Origin of the sequence: Nonomuraea sp. 3N208 (genome assembly GCF_052245935.1) — a bacterium.
Classification (GTDB): domain Bacteria; phylum Actinomycetota; class Actinomycetes; order Streptosporangiales; family Streptosporangiaceae; genus Nonomuraea.
In genome coordinates, this window is sequence record NZ_JBQQBR010000009.1 from 1 (window position 1) to 15,055 (window position 15,055).

Here is a 15,055-nt window from a genome sequence, read left to right on the forward strand (position 1 = left end):
CCACTCGCTCCGCAGGGACCGGCAACGTGCCCTCACGGAACCAGCGGTACGCAGTACGCGGGGCGATCCCCTGTGCGCGTGCCCATTCCGTCAGGTTCATGCACAAGATCATACAGCACTCGTGACACCTAAAAGACACTCATGGACACTTATCCGAGAGCAGTTCCTAACCCCGTTCCGGGTGATCGGGAGCGCAGCTTCTCGGAACGTAGGTACGTAGGTTCTCCGGAATAGGTACCTATATGGGGAGTTCTCACGTCTCGTGGTGGCACCTCACCGAGGCATTCTCGTGGTGTGAGCAATCAGCTCACTGGAAGCGAGGACCTAAGAGACACCATGGATCAGCATCAGCGCCGAATCCAGCCGACCGACGATCTCGATCGCGAGAGCACGTCGGGCGTGGTGCTGTGCGACCGGACCGCCTCGTGGTCGCTCGCACCCGACCTTCGCTCGGTGCGCTGGGCGCGCCGGCTGACCCGGGCGACGCTGGCCGAGTGGGGTTTCGAGGACCAGGTGCAGGTCGCGGAGCTGCTGGTGAGCGAGCTGGTCGGCAACGCCGTTGATCACGCGTACGGGCAGGTTCGCCTCGGCTTCTCCGCTGCGGATGGGCTGCTGCGGTGCGAGGTCGAGGATGAGGACCCTGAACTGCCGAGCATGCGTACCGTCGACGTGGACGCGGAGAGCGGGCGCGGGCTGTTCCTGGTCGACATGCTCTCCAACCGCTGGGGCGGTGTTTCCACGGCTCGGGGCAAGGCCATCTGGTTCGAGCTCCCGGCCTTCGCCGACGCCCCCGTCGAGTCCCTGGACGCTCTGGCGGCGGTCGCCGCCTGAGGCCCCGCCGTACGTACCTAGGCTTCCAGAATCACCTTGAGCCGTGTGACCTCGAGCTTCACCACCGCTCGTGCAGCCAACGCAGCGACGCCCGGGCGAGAGCGACCATCATGTCGAGCAGATAGCGATCCGCCATCCGCCCTGCCATGACGGCGGTCTTGAACAAGAACCCCGCCTGCAAAACCAACAGGTCGTCGATCTGCGCCGGAGCAAGATGACGGGTGAGCGGATGGGCGTCGGCAAGAGGTTGCGGATCCACGCCGCTCAAACGCGCGCTCGACAGCAACGTGACGACGTCACAGTACGGCGCTCCGACCCACGCATGCGGCCAATCGACGACCACCACGCGATCGCTATTCACCAAGATGTTGAACGGATACAGGTCCCCGTGGAGCAGTGTGTCTCCGGCGAAGGGCGACTCCGCCGCAGCCTCCACCGCGACCAGGTCATCGAGATGGTTCACCGCCCACGGCGCCACCGCCGCCAAGGCGTCGCGCTCGCGGCGAGGCGTCAACGCCTGCCACCCACCCAGCCGGGGCTGGGCCAGGATCCCCCGATCGATAGGGGACGGCGTGAGCAGTGCCACCAACTCGCCGACCGTCTCCAGAACCCGCTGCAACTCCTCCCCACGCCACGGCTGCGCGGGAAGATGGCCGGCGATCTCCTCGAAGGCCAGGGCGACCCAGTCGCCGTCGTCGTACGTGCCCAGCAAGCGTGGCACCGGCGCCTGCTCGGGAAGCCGCTCAGAGATCGCCGCCTCCCGGCGGTGGAACCCTGCCGCCGCCGGTGCCCGCGCCGACTGCGCGGCCTTGACGAACGCACCCCTGCCGTCGGCCAGCCGTACGCGAGCCGCCAACCCTTCCGAGAAGCCCCCTGACTGACCGGCTGCGGCGATCACCGTGGCGCCGAGCAGCCGCTCAACACCCACGACGACCTCGGTGGGCAAGTCCGCCCACGCCAACCTCCGACCCCCGGTGGCACGTGGCATCTCCAGACGCGGCCGGTCCCGATCTTCCCCCCACAAGGCGTCGGCCATCTCCACCCATCCCAGACACGCATACAGCTCACGAACACGAGCAGACCCATTCCACCAGCGGGAAACGATCATTTCCACGGCGCTCCTGACGGTGCCAGCCATTTCGGGGCGCGAGGTAGCGGCAGCGTCGGTGAACATCCCCCGCAGCATCTGGGCATTGTCAGCCGCCGGCATGCCCGGCGAGCCTGATCCCGCGCCAGATGGGGTAGCCGATTGCGGTGAGCGTGGTGAACAGGGGTGCGGCGTGCCCGAAGACGGCCTCGGCGAGCAGCAGATCCAGCACCGGCGCCAGCATCGTGAGGCGAATGACCCACCGGGGCGGTAGAGGGACGTCAAGGCGTGCTTCCGCCCATGGGGTGCGTTTCCACGGCTTTGCCACTGATAGCCAGGCCTGGAAGGCGATGGCCGAGGCCATGAGCACTGTGGCGACGAGCAGAGCGGGGTCGGAGCCGTGTACGCCCTCCGCCAGGGCGGTGAGCCGAGGGCTGAGGAGGAAGATGGCCGCGTAGAGCTGGGACATCGTGATGGCGAACTTGGTCAGCACCCACCAGTACCGGAAGAAACCCCACCTGGTCATCGCCGACAACATGATCCCGGTCAGGATCGACGCGTTGGCCAGATGGAGCAGCACGTGGGTGTCGAGCACGTGTGCCATCTCGTACCCGCTGCGATCGCCCGTGAGCGAGCTGTGGAGGGTTGAGCCGGCCGTTCGGCGGAGGTCGTCGCAGGCGCCCCCTTCATGCAGACCTCCGCGCCGGTCTATGGCACCTGGATGGACCGGTCCGCCGACTGGCTGCGTTCCCTCGGCCTCCTGGGCTCGCCATAACAGAGCTGCGGCTCCCCACCGGAAAATGGGAGCATGATCCGGTGACGACCACCTGGGACGAGACGTTCGCGAGCCACTACGAGGAATGGTCGGCTCACATGACGGCCGACGTCGCGTTCTACGTCGATCTCGCCCGCGAAGCGGACGGGCCGCTGGTCGAGCTCGCGGTTGGCAACGGGCGGGTCGCGATCCCGGTCGCGCAGGCGACCGGCCGGCGGGTCATCGGCATCGACACCTCGCCGGCGATGCTCGCCCAAGCCCGGACCCGTGCGGCCGACGCAGGAGTGGAGCTCGACCTGCGTGCGGGCGACATGCGCGACTTCGCGGTGGACCAGCCGGCCGCGCTGATCTACTGCCCGTTCCGATCGCTTCAACATCTGCCGACCTGGGCCGACCGCCGCCGCACCTTCGAGCGTGTCGCCGCCTCGCTCGCGCCGCAGGGACGCTTCGCTTGGAACGCCATCGCCTTCGACCATCGCATCGCCGCCCAGTTGGACGGCGAGCACCAGGACGAACCCGTACCGCACACGATCCGCTATGCCGTGGGCGACAACCGCATCGACATCGTCCTCGACGACGGCGCGACGAGCTCCTTCTGGTGGGGGACGAAGAACGAGTGGCTCGGGCTGATCGACATCGCCGGTCTCGAGCTGGAAGCGCTGTACGGCGGCTTCGCGCACGAGCCGTTCACCGAGGAAAGCCGCGAATACGTGTTCATCGCCCGCCGCCGGGAGCCGTGAATGTCGCACGCGGTACGCCTGGCCGCCTACCAGGCCGTTTCCACCCGGCTGTCGCTGCTCAGCGACCGCCAGATCATCGACCTCGTGAACGCCGCCACGCCGCACGGCTCCGGGATCGGCGGCAGATCGGCGGAACTGGACGTCGACGGCAGGCAGGTCTTCGTCAAGCGGGTCCCGCTGACGGACCTCGAAACCCGGCCGGAACACCTCCGATCGACGGCCAACCTCTTCGACCTGCCCACCTTCTACCAGTACGGCATCGGCTCGGCCGGATTCGGGGCCTGGCGGGAACTCGCGACCCACACCATGACCACCAACTGGGTCCTCGGTAACACCTACGACGGTTTCCCGCTGATGTACCACTGGCGGGTCATACCCGATTCCCCTCCGGCGGGATTCGCCGACGAGTTCGGGGGCATAGACGGGGCGGTCGAGCATTGGGAAGGCTCCCCTGCCGTGCGCGAGCGACTGGAGGCCATCGGCCGGTCCTCGCTCAGCTTGGTGCTCTTCCTCGAGCACATCCCCCAGACACTGGGCGCCTGGCTGCGCGACCGCCAGGACGGTGACGCGTACGCCTGGGCAGAACGTGCTCTCGCGCGCGGAACCGCCTTCATGGGCGCCAACGGCCTCGTTCACTTCGACGCGCATTTCCACAATGTCCTGACCGACGGCCGCCTCATCTATTTCGCGGACTTCGGGCTCGCGCTCTCTTCTCGATTCGACCTCTCGGCAGGCGAGGCCACGTTCCTGTCTGATCACCTCGCCTACGATCAGCACTACACCGCGGCCCATCTGCTGCGTTACCACCTCCCCGGTGGCGCTCAGGACCAGGCGTTCCTCCGCGACTGGATCGCGGGCGACACCCGGCCTGCGCACGTCCCGTCCGCTCTCGCCGCGATCATTGACCGGCAGGCCAGGACGGCACTCGTCATGAACGACTTCCACCGCCGCCTCATCACCGAGACCAAGCGGACGCCGTACCCGGTCGAGGAACTCAAGCGAGCTGCAGGACAGTGAGTGGACCGACGCCAGGCGATCAAGGTTGCGGTCAGGCCGTGAAGTGCTCCTTGGCGATGACTCCGTGCACGCCGGTCGTCCGGTCCACGACCTGCGACACCTCGAAATCGGCGGCGGCGGACAAATAGGCGTAGGCGACGGCGCGGTCCATGCCCTGGTCGTGTTCGAGGAAGTCGAGTGCGTTGACGACCGCCCGGCGCATGGCGATGTCGAGGTCGTTCACCTGCCCGTGCTGAGAGCCGTCGGGGTCGGACAGGCCGATCGGCACCCACGCCTGCGGGGTCTCGGCGAACGGGTAATGGAAGGCGACCGACGGTGCGTCGCCGGAGCCGGGCTTGCACACCGTGAGCCGGAACGTCGTACGCAGCGAGCCCTCCATCGCGGTCAGCGCGGCCTCGCCGCCGCCCATCGCGTGGTGCGGGTCGCCGGTGTAGAAGAGCGCGCCGTCGGCGAACACCGGCAGGTAGAAGGTCGCGCCCACGCCGAGCAGGTTGATGTCGATGTTGCCGCCGCCGAGGGTCGGCGGGATCGAGTTGAGCGCTGGATCGGTCGGCCGGTCCGCGGAGGCGAAGGCGACCCCCATCATCCCCATGAACGGGCGCAGCGGGAACGTCACCTCGCCGGAGGTTCCGCGTTTCATGACGCCGCTCGGCGCACCTTTCCGCCCGCGGCGTACCGGCGTGAACACCGACACGTTGCCGTAGCGGGTCGGGTCGCCGGTCGGTCGTCCGTCCGTCGCCACGGGCGGCATGACCTCGTCCACGGTGATCCCGTCCGGTGCCCCGCCGTTGGACGTGCGGGCCAGCGCACCCTTGCCGTGCCGGCTGGACACGACCCCGTACGGGACGCGGGGCAGGATCGACAGCATTTCGATCTTGAGTACGTCGCCGCGCTGCGCACCGTCCACGTAGATCGGACCCGTCACGACATGCGGCCCGTCGACGTCGAAGTTCCGTGTCGTCCGCGAATAGTCGCGGGCGATCGTGATCGCGTCCTGGAGTACGTTCGCGCGGGGCACGCCGTGCTCGCCGAAGTACGCGATCGGGTCGCGGCCCTGGTCCTCCAGGATGCCCTCGTGGGAGACCGAGTCGATGGTGACCGTCTCACCCGACTTCATGCGGAGCACCGGCCGGCTGCCCACGGCCGGCACATATCCCCACAGGACCTGCTCGACCGCGGACGGCAGGTAGTGCTTGCCGTGGATCGGGCCCTTGTGAGGCTGGAGTATTTCCCTGGGCAGGCTCGTCGGCGGGGTGGCAGAGGCGGCGGAACGCGCGCCGAGCAACGCCCCGCCGGTACCGGTGACGACTGCCGCGGCGCGGAGGAAGTGCCGCCGCTCCAGCCTCGCGATCAGGGCCTCGCGTACGTCGGTCGGGCTCTTCGGCACTCTCATGTCTCTCCTCGCAATGCGGCCGCCACCGATAGTGGAGGACGCCGGTTACATCCCGGTATGCAGGACGTTTCCGCGAGCGCGAGGAGTGCTTAGCGGACGTCCGGAGAGAGGCGGAAGACGCGGAGTTCGCGGCCGGAGCGGTCGGTGTAGCCCTGGTAGAGGGGCCAGAAGCCGGTAAGCGCCTGCCAGGCCTGCTCGCGTTCGGCGCCCGCCAGCAAGGCGGCCGTCACGGGGATGACGCGGCCATGGAACCTCACGGTGGCCTGCGGGGTCTTGAGGAGGTTGCCGCTCCAGGCGGGGTGGTGCTCCCTGCCGAAGTTGCTGCCGACCACGAGGAACGTGCCGCCGTCCTCGGGCAGGCAGGCGAGCGGGGTCTCGCGGGGCTGCCCCGACTTGCTGCCGGTCGTGGTGAGCAGCAGATGGGGGATCAACTGGTCGCCCATGAGGGCGCGGCCGCCGGTCATCCGGTTGACGAGGCGGTCCAGGGGCGGCACGATCTTGGGCGCGATCAGGGCGAAGCCCCTGGTGCCCGCGAGCCACTGGAAGAACGGGCGCAGCGCACTGCTGACGCGTGCTTTGAACCCGCCGCTGGACTGCTGCTGCTCGACCACGGTGACCTCACGTCCGGATCCGGTAAGCGCTGGTGAGGGGCCAAGGATAGTTCCCTAGCAAGCGTTTGGTCTACTCAGACTTGCCCGCTTCTTGCGCCGCCTGCTCCAGGCGGCTCCGGTACGTCTCCCACCACGTCTCATCGCCGGACGGTAGGTTGCTGCTGTCCGCGCGCAGTCCGGTGGTGCCATCGATCAGTTCCCTGACGATGTCGGCGTGGCCCGCATGGCGGTTGGTCTCGGCGATCACGTGGATCATGATCCGGTTCAGGGTGGCTTCGCGACGTTCGGCCGGCCACCATGCGACGCGGCCGATCGTGTCCAGCGGCAGCGCGTCGATCGTGGCGTCCGCGTGCGCCCAGGCCCGGTGGTACAGGCCGATGATCTGCTCGCGGGACTCGTCGGGCGTCGCCCACATGTCCGCGTTGGGCTCCGCGTCGTCCTCGAACCAGGGCAGCGGCTCACCGGACGGGCGGCCGAAGGTGTCGCCGAAGTAAGCGAGCTCGACGCTGGCCACGTGTTTGATCAGGCCCAGGAGGTTGGTGCCGGTCGGGGTCATGGGGCGGCGGACGTCGTACTCGGAGAGGCTGTCGAGCTTCCACAGCAGGGCCTCTCGGGCGAGCTGCAAATAGCGGTGGAGGTCAGCTTTGGGGTCCGATACCGTCATGCCGATCATTGTGTCATTTCGGGGGATGGGCTTCGTGCGAACGCGACAGGGTGCCGGATGGGCCGCGCGTGCTGCGTGCGTGAGCGCGTGTCAGCGGCGGGGCCACATCGCGTTGAGGCGGTCCGCGGTCGCCTGGTAAGCCTCCTCGACCGCCGGCGTGAGCACCACGTCGGCGCCGGGGCCGGCGGCGGCCAGGCGTTCGCGCAGCACGATGGACTCGGCCGTGTCGGCCAGGTCCAGCAGGCCGCTGATGCTGGCGGCGGTGGCGACCAGATCGGTGCCGGACGGGTTCGCGCCACCGGCTTCCAAGGCGTCGCGTACCACGCCTGGGCCCGCCGCGCTCATGCCCAGCGCGGCGGCGGCGGCTGACAGCGTCACCACGTCGATCGGGTTGACGTCCACCAGGCGCAGGGGAACGTGCTCCGTCCGGCCGCCCGGCGCGTACAGCCGGCCCGCCATTCTGGCGGCCGCGGCGCGCTGGCCCTGGGTCGGGGCGAGTGCTCGCCACAGCCTGCGCAGTGCGGTCAGCGCGGTGCCGTTCGCCAAGGGGCCGGGTAACGTCGCGCCGGCGTCCTCGGCGGCCTGCAACGTCAGGAGCAGCCGCTCCAACTCCTCGATCGCGCGCGCCAGGTCCTCACCCAGATCGGGGACCAAGGCCACGCGCGTGCCCACGCCGGTCATGCGCCGCTCCGGGTGAGCGTGTAGGCAGGCGGGCCATCGCAGGGCAGGAGTGCAAAAGCGGGGTGGGCGTCGCCGGGCAGGAGTGCGCGAGCGGGGTGGGCGTCGCCGGGTGAGGGTGCGGCGGGGCCATTGGCTAAGTGCGAGCGAGCCTCGACGGCAGCGCCGGCCGGCGGGTGTGCCGGGGACAGCGGGTGCTGAAGGGGGGTCACATTCGCGAGGGTACGCCGCACTTCGGGCGTTCGCCTGGTTCTGTGGTGGATTGTGTTGGTTGTTCGCGTTCAGGACTCCGCAGCGGAGGGCGGAGTGACCGGGGCTCAGGGGTCGTGCGCCCGATCCCGTCCTGCATGCTCGGCGTCGTACGCCGCCACGGCGCGCTTGCCCGCCGTCATCCGCCACGCCTGCTCCAGCAGTGCGCCGATCTCCGCCCAGTCGGGCTCGACCTCGTGCAGGTCCACGCCGACCCACGACTTGACATAGGCGGGCCGGAAGTAACGTGCCGGGTCGGCGGCCATCAGCGTTTCCAGCTCGCCTGGCGGCGCCTTCACGGCGAGCGTCAGCCGCCCGTCCCCGTGGTGGTCGATGAGCACCCACGCGATCCGCTTGCGTCCCACCATGAACCCGACGTGCCCGAAGGAGTCCTCTGCGACCACTCCGGGCAGCCCGCCGACCAGCTCGGTCAGCCGCCCGCACACCCGCTCGACGTCCGCATCCGTCCAACCGTCTGCCATGCCAGGCAGCCTAGAACCCGGCACCGACAGTTCACGCCCCGGCGCCCAGCGCGATCGGCCAGACCACGAGCAGGTACGACTCGCCGGGCCGGTTCGACGGCCGCTCGCCCCGGCGCGAACGGCCGTGGACGCGCAGGCCGTAGCGGCCGGCGCCCTGGTAGGTCAGGTTCGGCGGCTCCTCGTCGTGGTAGGTCGACATGCCCTCGACCCGCATGATGCCGGTCGTCGTGACGAACTCGATCTCTTCGGCCTCCTCCCACCTCGAGACGGGCCTGCCGGCCCCGGACTGCTCCCACCGCACGTGCACTCCCACCATGCCCCGGCCCTTGAGCGTCCTGATGACCACCGCGTCGGGCACCGCGCCGACCAGCCCCTCGGGCAACGCCGGCTCGGCGGCCGGGGTCTGGTACGGGTTGGCGATGCGTAACCGATGCTCCGACGCCCTGGCCATGCCGAGGACGGGCGAGGGCGGCGGGGGACTTGAGGTCTCCCTGGCGCGGCGTCCCGGCTGGTGCTCCGGTTGAGCGTGCTCGCTGGCCCACCGCCGGATCTCGCTGCTCTTGTCCGGCAGCCCCAGCTCTTCGGCGACGCCCACGCCGAGCTTGGCGCGCGCCTGCGCCCCCACCTCGATGGGCCAGACGGTGACCAGGTAGAACTCGAACGGCACGGCCGGCACCGCGGCGGGATCGAGGTCGCGGCCACGGACGTGGACGCGCATGCCGTAGCGACCAGGCCCCAGCGGGGTGAGGTTGGGGAGCGCCTCCGGCAGGTCACTCATCAGGCCGCACACCCGCATCTCGCCGGTGAAGGTGATCAGCTCGACCTCCTCCACCTCGTCCCATCCCTCGGCCGTGGTGGCAGGAGGCGAGTCGGTGAGCTGGACCGTGACGTCCACGACCCCGGTATGAATGCCGGTAAGGATCACGGCCGCTCCGGGGGCCGACGCCGTCAGCCCGTTGGGGACGCGCGTGGGGTGGTCCGCGCCCGACCTGTCCGTCACGAGCATCTGGTGGTAGCTCACGTGCACGTCCGCCCGGGCGGATTTGGGAGATGGCGTGCTCATCCAGATCCCTTCTCGAGGTGAGGTGGACGAGCGTGCCAGGCGGATCCGACAGAAACGGCGCGGGCTCAGAGCCGGCCCATGTCGCGGGCCCGGCGGACGGCGGCGTGGCGGTTCTCGACGGCCGGCTTCACCACCTGCCGAGGGCAGGCAGTTACATACCGTAGGGAATTTCGCGGGGATCAGGGATGACATTTGTCATGGCCGCGAAGGCTCAGCCGGGCCGTACCGGAACAGCTCGAGCGGCATGGGCCAGAAAATTGCATCTAGCATTCGTTACCGCCGGGGCCCTATTCTCACGCTTCGTGAAACTATTGAAGAGCGCTGCGCTGGCCTGCGTCCTGACGGCGTCGATCGCGGTCACGGCCCCCACCTCGGCGGCCGCGTATCCCGTAAAAGACCCCCAGCTCACCAAGAACCCGCTCTACGAGGCAGGTGCGCTGCCGACGACCACGTGCGAGGAATCCGAGCTCAAGCGGAACAATCTCAAATTGGCCCGCGCGTATCTGGACGCGGTCGTCGCCTGCCTGGAAACGACGTGGGAGCAGCATCTCACGAACGCCGGACTGAGTTACGAGAAGGTCAAGGTCCGGCACATGAGCCGGATTCCCAAGAACTACTGCGGCTTCGACATAGGAAAAGAGGACTCGCAGGCGTGGTACTGCGGCCGTAATGGCACGCTGGTCTTCCAGCTCGGCAAGGGATGGCTCGAGGACCCTTACGACCTGTGGCTGTTCAACACGGCGTCCTCCATGTATGGCTACCACGTGCAGAAGCTCCTCGGCATCTCCGCCGCCTACGACAAATTGCGCTATCGCAACAAGACGGAATACGACGAGCAGGAGCGCCGCCAGAGCCTGCAGGCTGAATGCCTCGGTGGCGCGTTCATGAAGAGCGTGTGGCCGATCGAAGGCAGGACCACGAACGACTGGAACGAATTGCTGGACATCGTCCAGGGTGACGAGCCCGGCGACAGGCGGTGGTTCGGCAAGACGTCCACCATCAAGTCGTGGATGAGGCGTGGTTTCGCCACCGGCGATCCGGGATCGTGCAACACCTGGACCGCGCCGTCGTCCAAGGTAGCGTGATCCTCAGCCGGCCTTCGCGGGAGGAGCGGGCATGCGTGCACTGGTCGTGTGGCTGCTCGCCGGCCTCATGACGGTCGCGGCCTGTGGTGACGACCCGCCCTCCCATCCCGGCTTACGCGCCGAGCTGCTGCAGATGTTGAAGGTCGACCAGGAGGTCCGGACCCTGGAGGCGTCCGAGGAGGACTGGAACCGGGTGGAGAAGGCCAACACCGACCGCATGCGCCAGATCCTCGACGCGCACGGCTGGCCGGGCCACTCGATGGTTGGCAAGGACGGCGCGCACGCCGCCTGGGCGCTGATCCAGCACGCCGACCGCGACCTCGACCTGCAGCGCCGCGGCCTGGAGCTGATGCGCCAGGCCGTGGAGAAGGACGAGGCGGATCCCTCCGACCTGGCCTATCTCGTGGATCGGGTGCGGGTGGCGGAGAAGAAGCCGCAGGTCTACGGCACGCAGTGGGAGACAGATCCGCAGGGGAACTGGCGCCCCCGCACCCCGATCGAGGACGAGGCGGAGGTGGACGAGCGGCGCGCGGACGTCGGGCTGAAGCCGCTCAAGGAGTACGTGGAGGAGCTCAAGTCGCTCGAGTGACGGCTAATATATAAGTGCTGTTACATTCGTGGAGAGGAGCCATCCGCTTGTATCCCCCGATTGAGCCGTACGACCACGGCATGCTCGACGTCGGCGACGGCAACCTCGTCTACTGGGAGGTCTGCGGCAATCCCGAGGGCAAGCCCGCGCTCGTCGTGCACGGCGGGCCGGGCTCGGGCTGCTCGGTCAGCATGCGCAAGACCTTCGACCCGGAGCGTTACCGGATCGTCCTGTTCGACCAGCGCAACTGCGGCCGCAGCCGGCCGCACGCCAGTGACCCGGCGACCGACCTGACCGCCAACACCACGCATCACCTGATCGCCGACATGGAGCGGCTGCGCGAGCATCTGGGCATCGGCAAGTGGCTGCTGTACGGGGGCTCGTGGGGCTCGACGCTGATCCTGGCCTACGCCGAGGCGCATCCCGGGCGCGTGTCGGAGATCGTCATCCCCTCGGTGACGACCACTCGCCGCTTCGAGATCGACTGGCTCTACCGAGGCGTCGGCAGGTTCTTTCCCGAGGAATGCGAGCGGTTCTGGCAGGGCGTTCCGGAGGGCGACCGCGACGGCGACACCTTCGCGTTGCTGGCGGCGTACTCGCGGCTCCTGGCCGACCCGGACCCCGCCGTCCGTGAGAAGGCCGCCCGCGACTGGGTCATCTGGGAGGACACCGTGATCTCCCTGGAGACCAACGGCAAGCCGAACGCCTACAGCGACCGGCCCGCCGAGGCCGTGATGGCGATGACGCGGATCTGCTCACACTACTTCTCCAACGGCGCCTGGCTGGAGGAAGGCGTGTTGCTGCGCGAGGCCGGGCGGCTGGCCGGGATCCCCGGCGTGCTCATCCACGGCCGCCTGGACCTGGGCGGGCCGGTTGACACGGCATGGCACCTGGCCCAGGAGTGGCCCGACGCCCGGCTGGTCGTGGTGGACGACTCCGGGCACACCGGCAGCGAGACGATGCGAAAAGAGATCTTCGCGGCGCTGGACGCCTTCGCCGACCGGTGAAATGGGGAACCCTGCGGCTCGCGATCATCTGAGGGCTGAGGACGGTGCCCGGTGACCATCGCCGCGCCGTCGGTCGATTCCGTACGGTGAGCCGCGGGTTCGCACGATCACGACGGTAATCGCGGCCCCCATTCGGCCACCACCTATTTAACGTTTCCGGCTCGTACGGCGACCGGAAGGGGCCTGCAGTGTCTTGAAAATGTCGCATATTGTGTCTCGAAATCAAGGCCCGGAAAGATGCCGGTAGAGCGTCGCGCGGGAGACGCCGAGCCTGCGGGCGATCTCGGCGGCGGTGTGCTCGCCTGAGGCGTGCATGCGCCGAGCCGTCTCGACCGCCTCCGGGCCCAGCGCCCCCGGCCGGCCGCGCCTGCGTCCTGCCGGCCGTGGGGTCGCGCGGCTCGGGGGCGGCTCTTCCATCAGGCGTTTCACCCCTGACAGGACGGCGGGTCGCAGCAAGTCGGCGGGTAGGTCCGCGAACATCACGACGGGGTCGCTGAGCATGGCGAACGCCTGCACCGCCCGGATCCTCACCACGTGATCGGCGAGCGGCCCGGCGATGATGTGCTCGGCCAGGACGGCGGCGTCTCGAAAACGCTCGAAGATGGGCTCCTCTGACGCCAGCGCCAGGTCCCTCAGTTGCAGCCTGAGCAGGTACCGGTGGGTCAGCCACACGTCCAGGAGGCCCTCGATGACGGCCCACCGCCGCCGGTGCTCGTCGCCGGCCGGCAGGCGGTTGGCCGCGTCGAGCGCCGCCTCCATGTCGGTCAGCATCGGCTCGGCCAGCGCCGCGATGAGGGCGCCCTTGCTGGGGAAATGGTAGAGAACCGCGGTCTTGGTCAGCTCCAGGCGCTCGGCGATCTCGCGGATCGAGGTGGCGTGGTAACCGCGCGCGGCGAACAGGTCGAGCGCCACCTGGAGGATCCGCGAGCGGGTGTCGTCCGTCACGCCGCCGATTCTACGCACTTGCCTGACCCCGGGTCTGGAGCCTAGAGTGACGCACTGACCGATGGTCAGGGAGGAAACGATGAACGGGCGAATTCTGATCGCAGGGGCGAGCATCGCGGGGACGACGCTGGCGTACTGGCTGGCCAGGCACGGGCTGCGGCCCACTCTGGTCGAGCGAGCCCCGGAGCTGCGCACCGGCGGGCAAGGAGTCGACCTGCGGGATCAGGCGATGGCGGTGGCCGAGCGGATGGGGATCATGCCGCGGGTCGTGGAGACGGCGGCGGACGTGCGGGGCATCAAGTTCGTCGACGCCGACGACCGGGCCGCGGCCCGCATCGACATGCGACGTCTGCAGAGCGGGGGCGGCGAGGTCGAGATCATGCGCGGCGACCTGGTGAGGCTGCTTCACGAAGCGGGCGGATCGGGTGTCGAGCACCTCTTCGGCACCGCGGTGCAGGGCATCGAGCAGGACCAGGACGGGGTGACGGTGTCCTTCGACAGGGGCGTGCGCAGACGGTTCGACCTGGTGGTCGGGGCGGACGGGCTGCACTCCACGGTGCGGCGGCTGGCCTTCGGGCTCGAGCGCGGGTTCATGCGGCACATGGGGCACTACTTCGCCTTCGCCAAGACGGACGCGGCGCTGGGGGAGGACCGTTACGTGACGATGTACAACCTGCCGGGGAAGATGGCGGGCATCTACCGGTCGGGCACCCACACGCAGGCCATGGCGTACTTCATGTTCCGGTCGGGGCCGCTGACCTACGACCACCGCGACGTGGGGGAGCACAAGCGGCTGGTACGGGAGGCGTTCGGGCACGAGACGTCGTGGCGGGTGCGCGAGCTGCTGGCCGCCGCGCTCGACGATCCCGACTTCTACTTCGACGCGCTGAGTCAGGTACGCATGCCGTCGTGGTCGTCGGGGCGGGTGGTGCTCGTCGGCGACGCCGCCTACTGCGCCTCGCCGGCCTCGGGGGCGGGAGCGGAGCTGGCGATCGTGGGGGCGTACCGGCTCGCGGAGGCGCTCGCGGCCGTCCCCGACCACACGGCGGCCTTCCGGCGCTACCAGGAAGGGCACCGGGGCCTGGTCAGGAGCAAGCAACGGATCGGACCCAACGTGCGGATGATGGTGCCCAAGAACCGCCTGGGGATGTGGACCAGGAACGTGCTGGTCCGGTCGCCGCTCGTCAGCAGGAGCACGTGAAAGGCCCGTCAGAGCGGGGCCAGGCGGGCGGCGAGCAGGGCAGCGAAGACGATCAGGGAGAGCCCGCAGGCACCCTCCAGGAGGCGTACCGCCAGCGGCGGCAGCGCTCGGCGGAGCAGGGCGATGAGGCCCGCGGAGATGAAGCACCAGGCCAGAGAGGAGGTCATGAAACCAGTGAAGAAGACGGCGAGTCCGGTCACGCCCGCGTCCCGCCCCAGGACGGAGCCGACCGCCCCGGCCGCTCCCGACCAGTAGACGACGTTCCAGGGGTTGCCGAGCGACATGGCCGCGCCGACGGAGAGCGCGCCCCGCCGTGACGGGCCACTGGAGGCCGCCTCGGCACGCGGGAAGGCGGCGTCCCGCAGGGCCGTCACCCCGAGCCAGCCCAGCAGCAGGCACCCGGACACCGTCAGCGGGACGCGCAGAGCAGGCACCGCGAACAGCGCCCCGACCCCGGCCAACCCGAGCAGCGCCCATACGGCGTCGCCCGCCAGCGACCCGACCTGCACGGCGAACGCCGGACCGAACCCGCCTCGCACGCCCCGCCGCAGCGACTCGCTGAAGACCGCACCCGGTGCCGCGTTGAACAACAACCCGACCCAGAAGGCCAGCAGGAAGATCTCGGACATGACGTTCAA

General features: G+C 69.1%; 17 protein-coding genes and 1 pseudogene. 7 read left to right on the forward strand and 11 right to left on the reverse strand.

The genetic code is table 11. The annotated features are described in order from the left end of the window. Positions 1 to 100: pseudogene (locus ACTWPT_RS15205) on the reverse strand (IS607 family transposase); the annotation flags it as partial. 236 nt (positions 101 to 336) lie between these two features. On the opposite strand from ACTWPT_RS15205, the gene ACTWPT_RS15210 reads away from it, so the two are divergent. Beyond that, positions 337 to 831 (forward strand): ATP-binding protein, encoded by a 495-nt coding sequence (locus tag ACTWPT_RS15210; protein ID WP_443178005.1) that lies wholly within the window; start codon positions 337 to 339, stop codon positions 829 to 831. A gap of 58 nt (positions 832 to 889) precedes the next feature. On the opposite strand, the gene ACTWPT_RS15215 is transcribed toward ACTWPT_RS15210, so the two are convergent. Next, on the reverse strand, positions 890 to 2,041 hold the full coding sequence (locus tag ACTWPT_RS15215) for a phosphotransferase family protein (protein ID WP_443178006.1): 1,152 nt from the start codon (positions 2,039 to 2,041) through the stop codon (positions 890 to 892). After that, positions 2,028 to 2,513, reverse strand: coding sequence for a hypothetical protein (locus ACTWPT_RS15220; RefSeq protein WP_443178007.1), 486 nt, complete (start codon positions 2,511 to 2,513; stop codon positions 2,028 to 2,030). Before ACTWPT_RS15220 ends, ACTWPT_RS15215 begins: the two co-directional genes overlap by 14 nt. A 221-nt stretch (positions 2,514 to 2,734) precedes the next feature. Here ACTWPT_RS15220 and ACTWPT_RS15225 point away from each other — a divergent pair, with 221 nt between their 5' ends. Together ACTWPT_RS15225 and ACTWPT_RS15230 are read left to right on the forward strand one after the other, a co-directional pair. Next, on the forward strand, positions 2,735 to 3,433 hold the full coding sequence (locus tag ACTWPT_RS15225; protein WP_443178008.1) for a class I SAM-dependent methyltransferase: 699 nt from the start codon (positions 2,735 to 2,737) through the stop codon (positions 3,431 to 3,433). Continuing rightward, positions 3,434 to 4,450, forward strand: a complete 1,017-nt coding sequence (locus ACTWPT_RS15230) for a protein kinase family protein (RefSeq protein WP_443178009.1) — start codon at positions 3,434 to 3,436, stop codon at positions 4,448 to 4,450. It abuts the gene before it with no gap. Positions 4,451 to 4,481: 31 nt separating this feature from the next. Here ACTWPT_RS15230 and ACTWPT_RS15235 read toward each other — a convergent pair whose 3' ends face one another. The 6 genes from ACTWPT_RS15235 to ACTWPT_RS15260 all read right to left on the reverse strand — a co-directional run bounded on the left by ACTWPT_RS15235 (position 4,482) and on the right by ACTWPT_RS15260 (position 9,590). Further along, complete coding sequence (locus ACTWPT_RS15235) at positions 4,482 to 5,843, reverse strand: acetamidase/formamidase family protein (RefSeq protein ID WP_443178010.1); 1,362 nt, start codon at positions 5,841 to 5,843, stop codon at positions 4,482 to 4,484. Between the two features lie 89 nt (positions 5,844 to 5,932). Further along, positions 5,933 to 6,454 (reverse strand): nitroreductase family deazaflavin-dependent oxidoreductase, encoded by a 522-nt coding sequence (locus ACTWPT_RS15240; RefSeq protein ID WP_443178011.1) that lies wholly within the window; start codon positions 6,452 to 6,454, stop codon positions 5,933 to 5,935. 70 nt (positions 6,455 to 6,524) lie between these two features. After that, positions 6,525 to 7,118 (reverse strand): DinB family protein, encoded by a 594-nt coding sequence (locus tag ACTWPT_RS15245; protein WP_443178012.1) that lies wholly within the window; start codon positions 7,116 to 7,118, stop codon positions 6,525 to 6,527. Between the two features lie 90 nt (positions 7,119 to 7,208). Next, entirely contained in the window at positions 7,209 to 7,799 is a 591-nt protein-coding gene (locus tag ACTWPT_RS15250) for a hypothetical protein (protein ID WP_443178013.1), read from the reverse strand. A 314-nt stretch (positions 7,800 to 8,113) separates the two neighbouring features. Then, on the reverse strand, positions 8,114 to 8,527 hold the full coding sequence (locus tag ACTWPT_RS15255) for an MmcQ/YjbR family DNA-binding protein (protein WP_443178014.1): 414 nt from the start codon (positions 8,525 to 8,527) through the stop codon (positions 8,114 to 8,116). Between the two features lie 31 nt (positions 8,528 to 8,558). Continuing rightward, a complete protein-coding gene (locus ACTWPT_RS15260; protein WP_443178015.1) occupies positions 8,559 to 9,590 on the reverse strand; it encodes a hypothetical protein in 1,032 nt (343 codons plus the stop codon). A gap of 185 nt (positions 9,591 to 9,775) precedes the next feature. On the opposite strand from ACTWPT_RS15260, the gene ACTWPT_RS15265 reads away from it, so the two are divergent. From ACTWPT_RS15265 to pip, 3 genes are read left to right on the forward strand one after another with little or no spacing between them, the layout of a single operon-like run. Beyond that, the gene (locus ACTWPT_RS15265) at positions 9,776 to 10,675 is read left to right on the forward strand and encodes a neutral zinc metallopeptidase (RefSeq protein WP_443178016.1); all 900 of its coding nucleotides are present in this window, start codon (positions 9,776 to 9,778) and stop codon (positions 10,673 to 10,675) included. Positions 10,676 to 10,706: 31 nt separating this feature from the next. Beyond that, a complete protein-coding gene (locus ACTWPT_RS15270; protein WP_443178017.1) occupies positions 10,707 to 11,264 on the forward strand; it encodes a DUF6624 domain-containing protein in 558 nt (185 codons plus the stop codon). Positions 11,265 to 11,311: 47 nt separating this feature from the next. Next, entirely contained in the window at positions 11,312 to 12,271 is a 960-nt protein-coding gene (pip, locus tag ACTWPT_RS15275; RefSeq protein ID WP_443178018.1) for a prolyl aminopeptidase, read from the forward strand. A 222-nt stretch (positions 12,272 to 12,493) separates the two neighbouring features. On the opposite strand, the gene ACTWPT_RS15280 is transcribed toward pip, so the two are convergent. Then, entirely contained in the window at positions 12,494 to 13,216 is a 723-nt protein-coding gene (locus ACTWPT_RS15280; protein ID WP_443178019.1) for a TetR family transcriptional regulator, read from the reverse strand. A gap of 79 nt (positions 13,217 to 13,295) precedes the next feature. On the opposite strand from ACTWPT_RS15280, the gene ACTWPT_RS15285 reads away from it, so the two are divergent. Next, complete coding sequence (locus ACTWPT_RS15285) at positions 13,296 to 14,417, forward strand: FAD-dependent monooxygenase (RefSeq protein WP_443178020.1); 1,122 nt, start codon at positions 13,296 to 13,298, stop codon at positions 14,415 to 14,417. A gap of 8 nt (positions 14,418 to 14,425) precedes the next feature. Here ACTWPT_RS15285 and ACTWPT_RS15290 read toward each other — a convergent pair whose 3' ends face one another. Further along, complete coding sequence (locus tag ACTWPT_RS15290) at positions 14,426 to 15,046, reverse strand: LysE family transporter (protein ID WP_443178021.1); 621 nt, start codon at positions 15,044 to 15,046, stop codon at positions 14,426 to 14,428. Positions 15,047 to 15,055 lie beyond the last annotated feature (9 nt).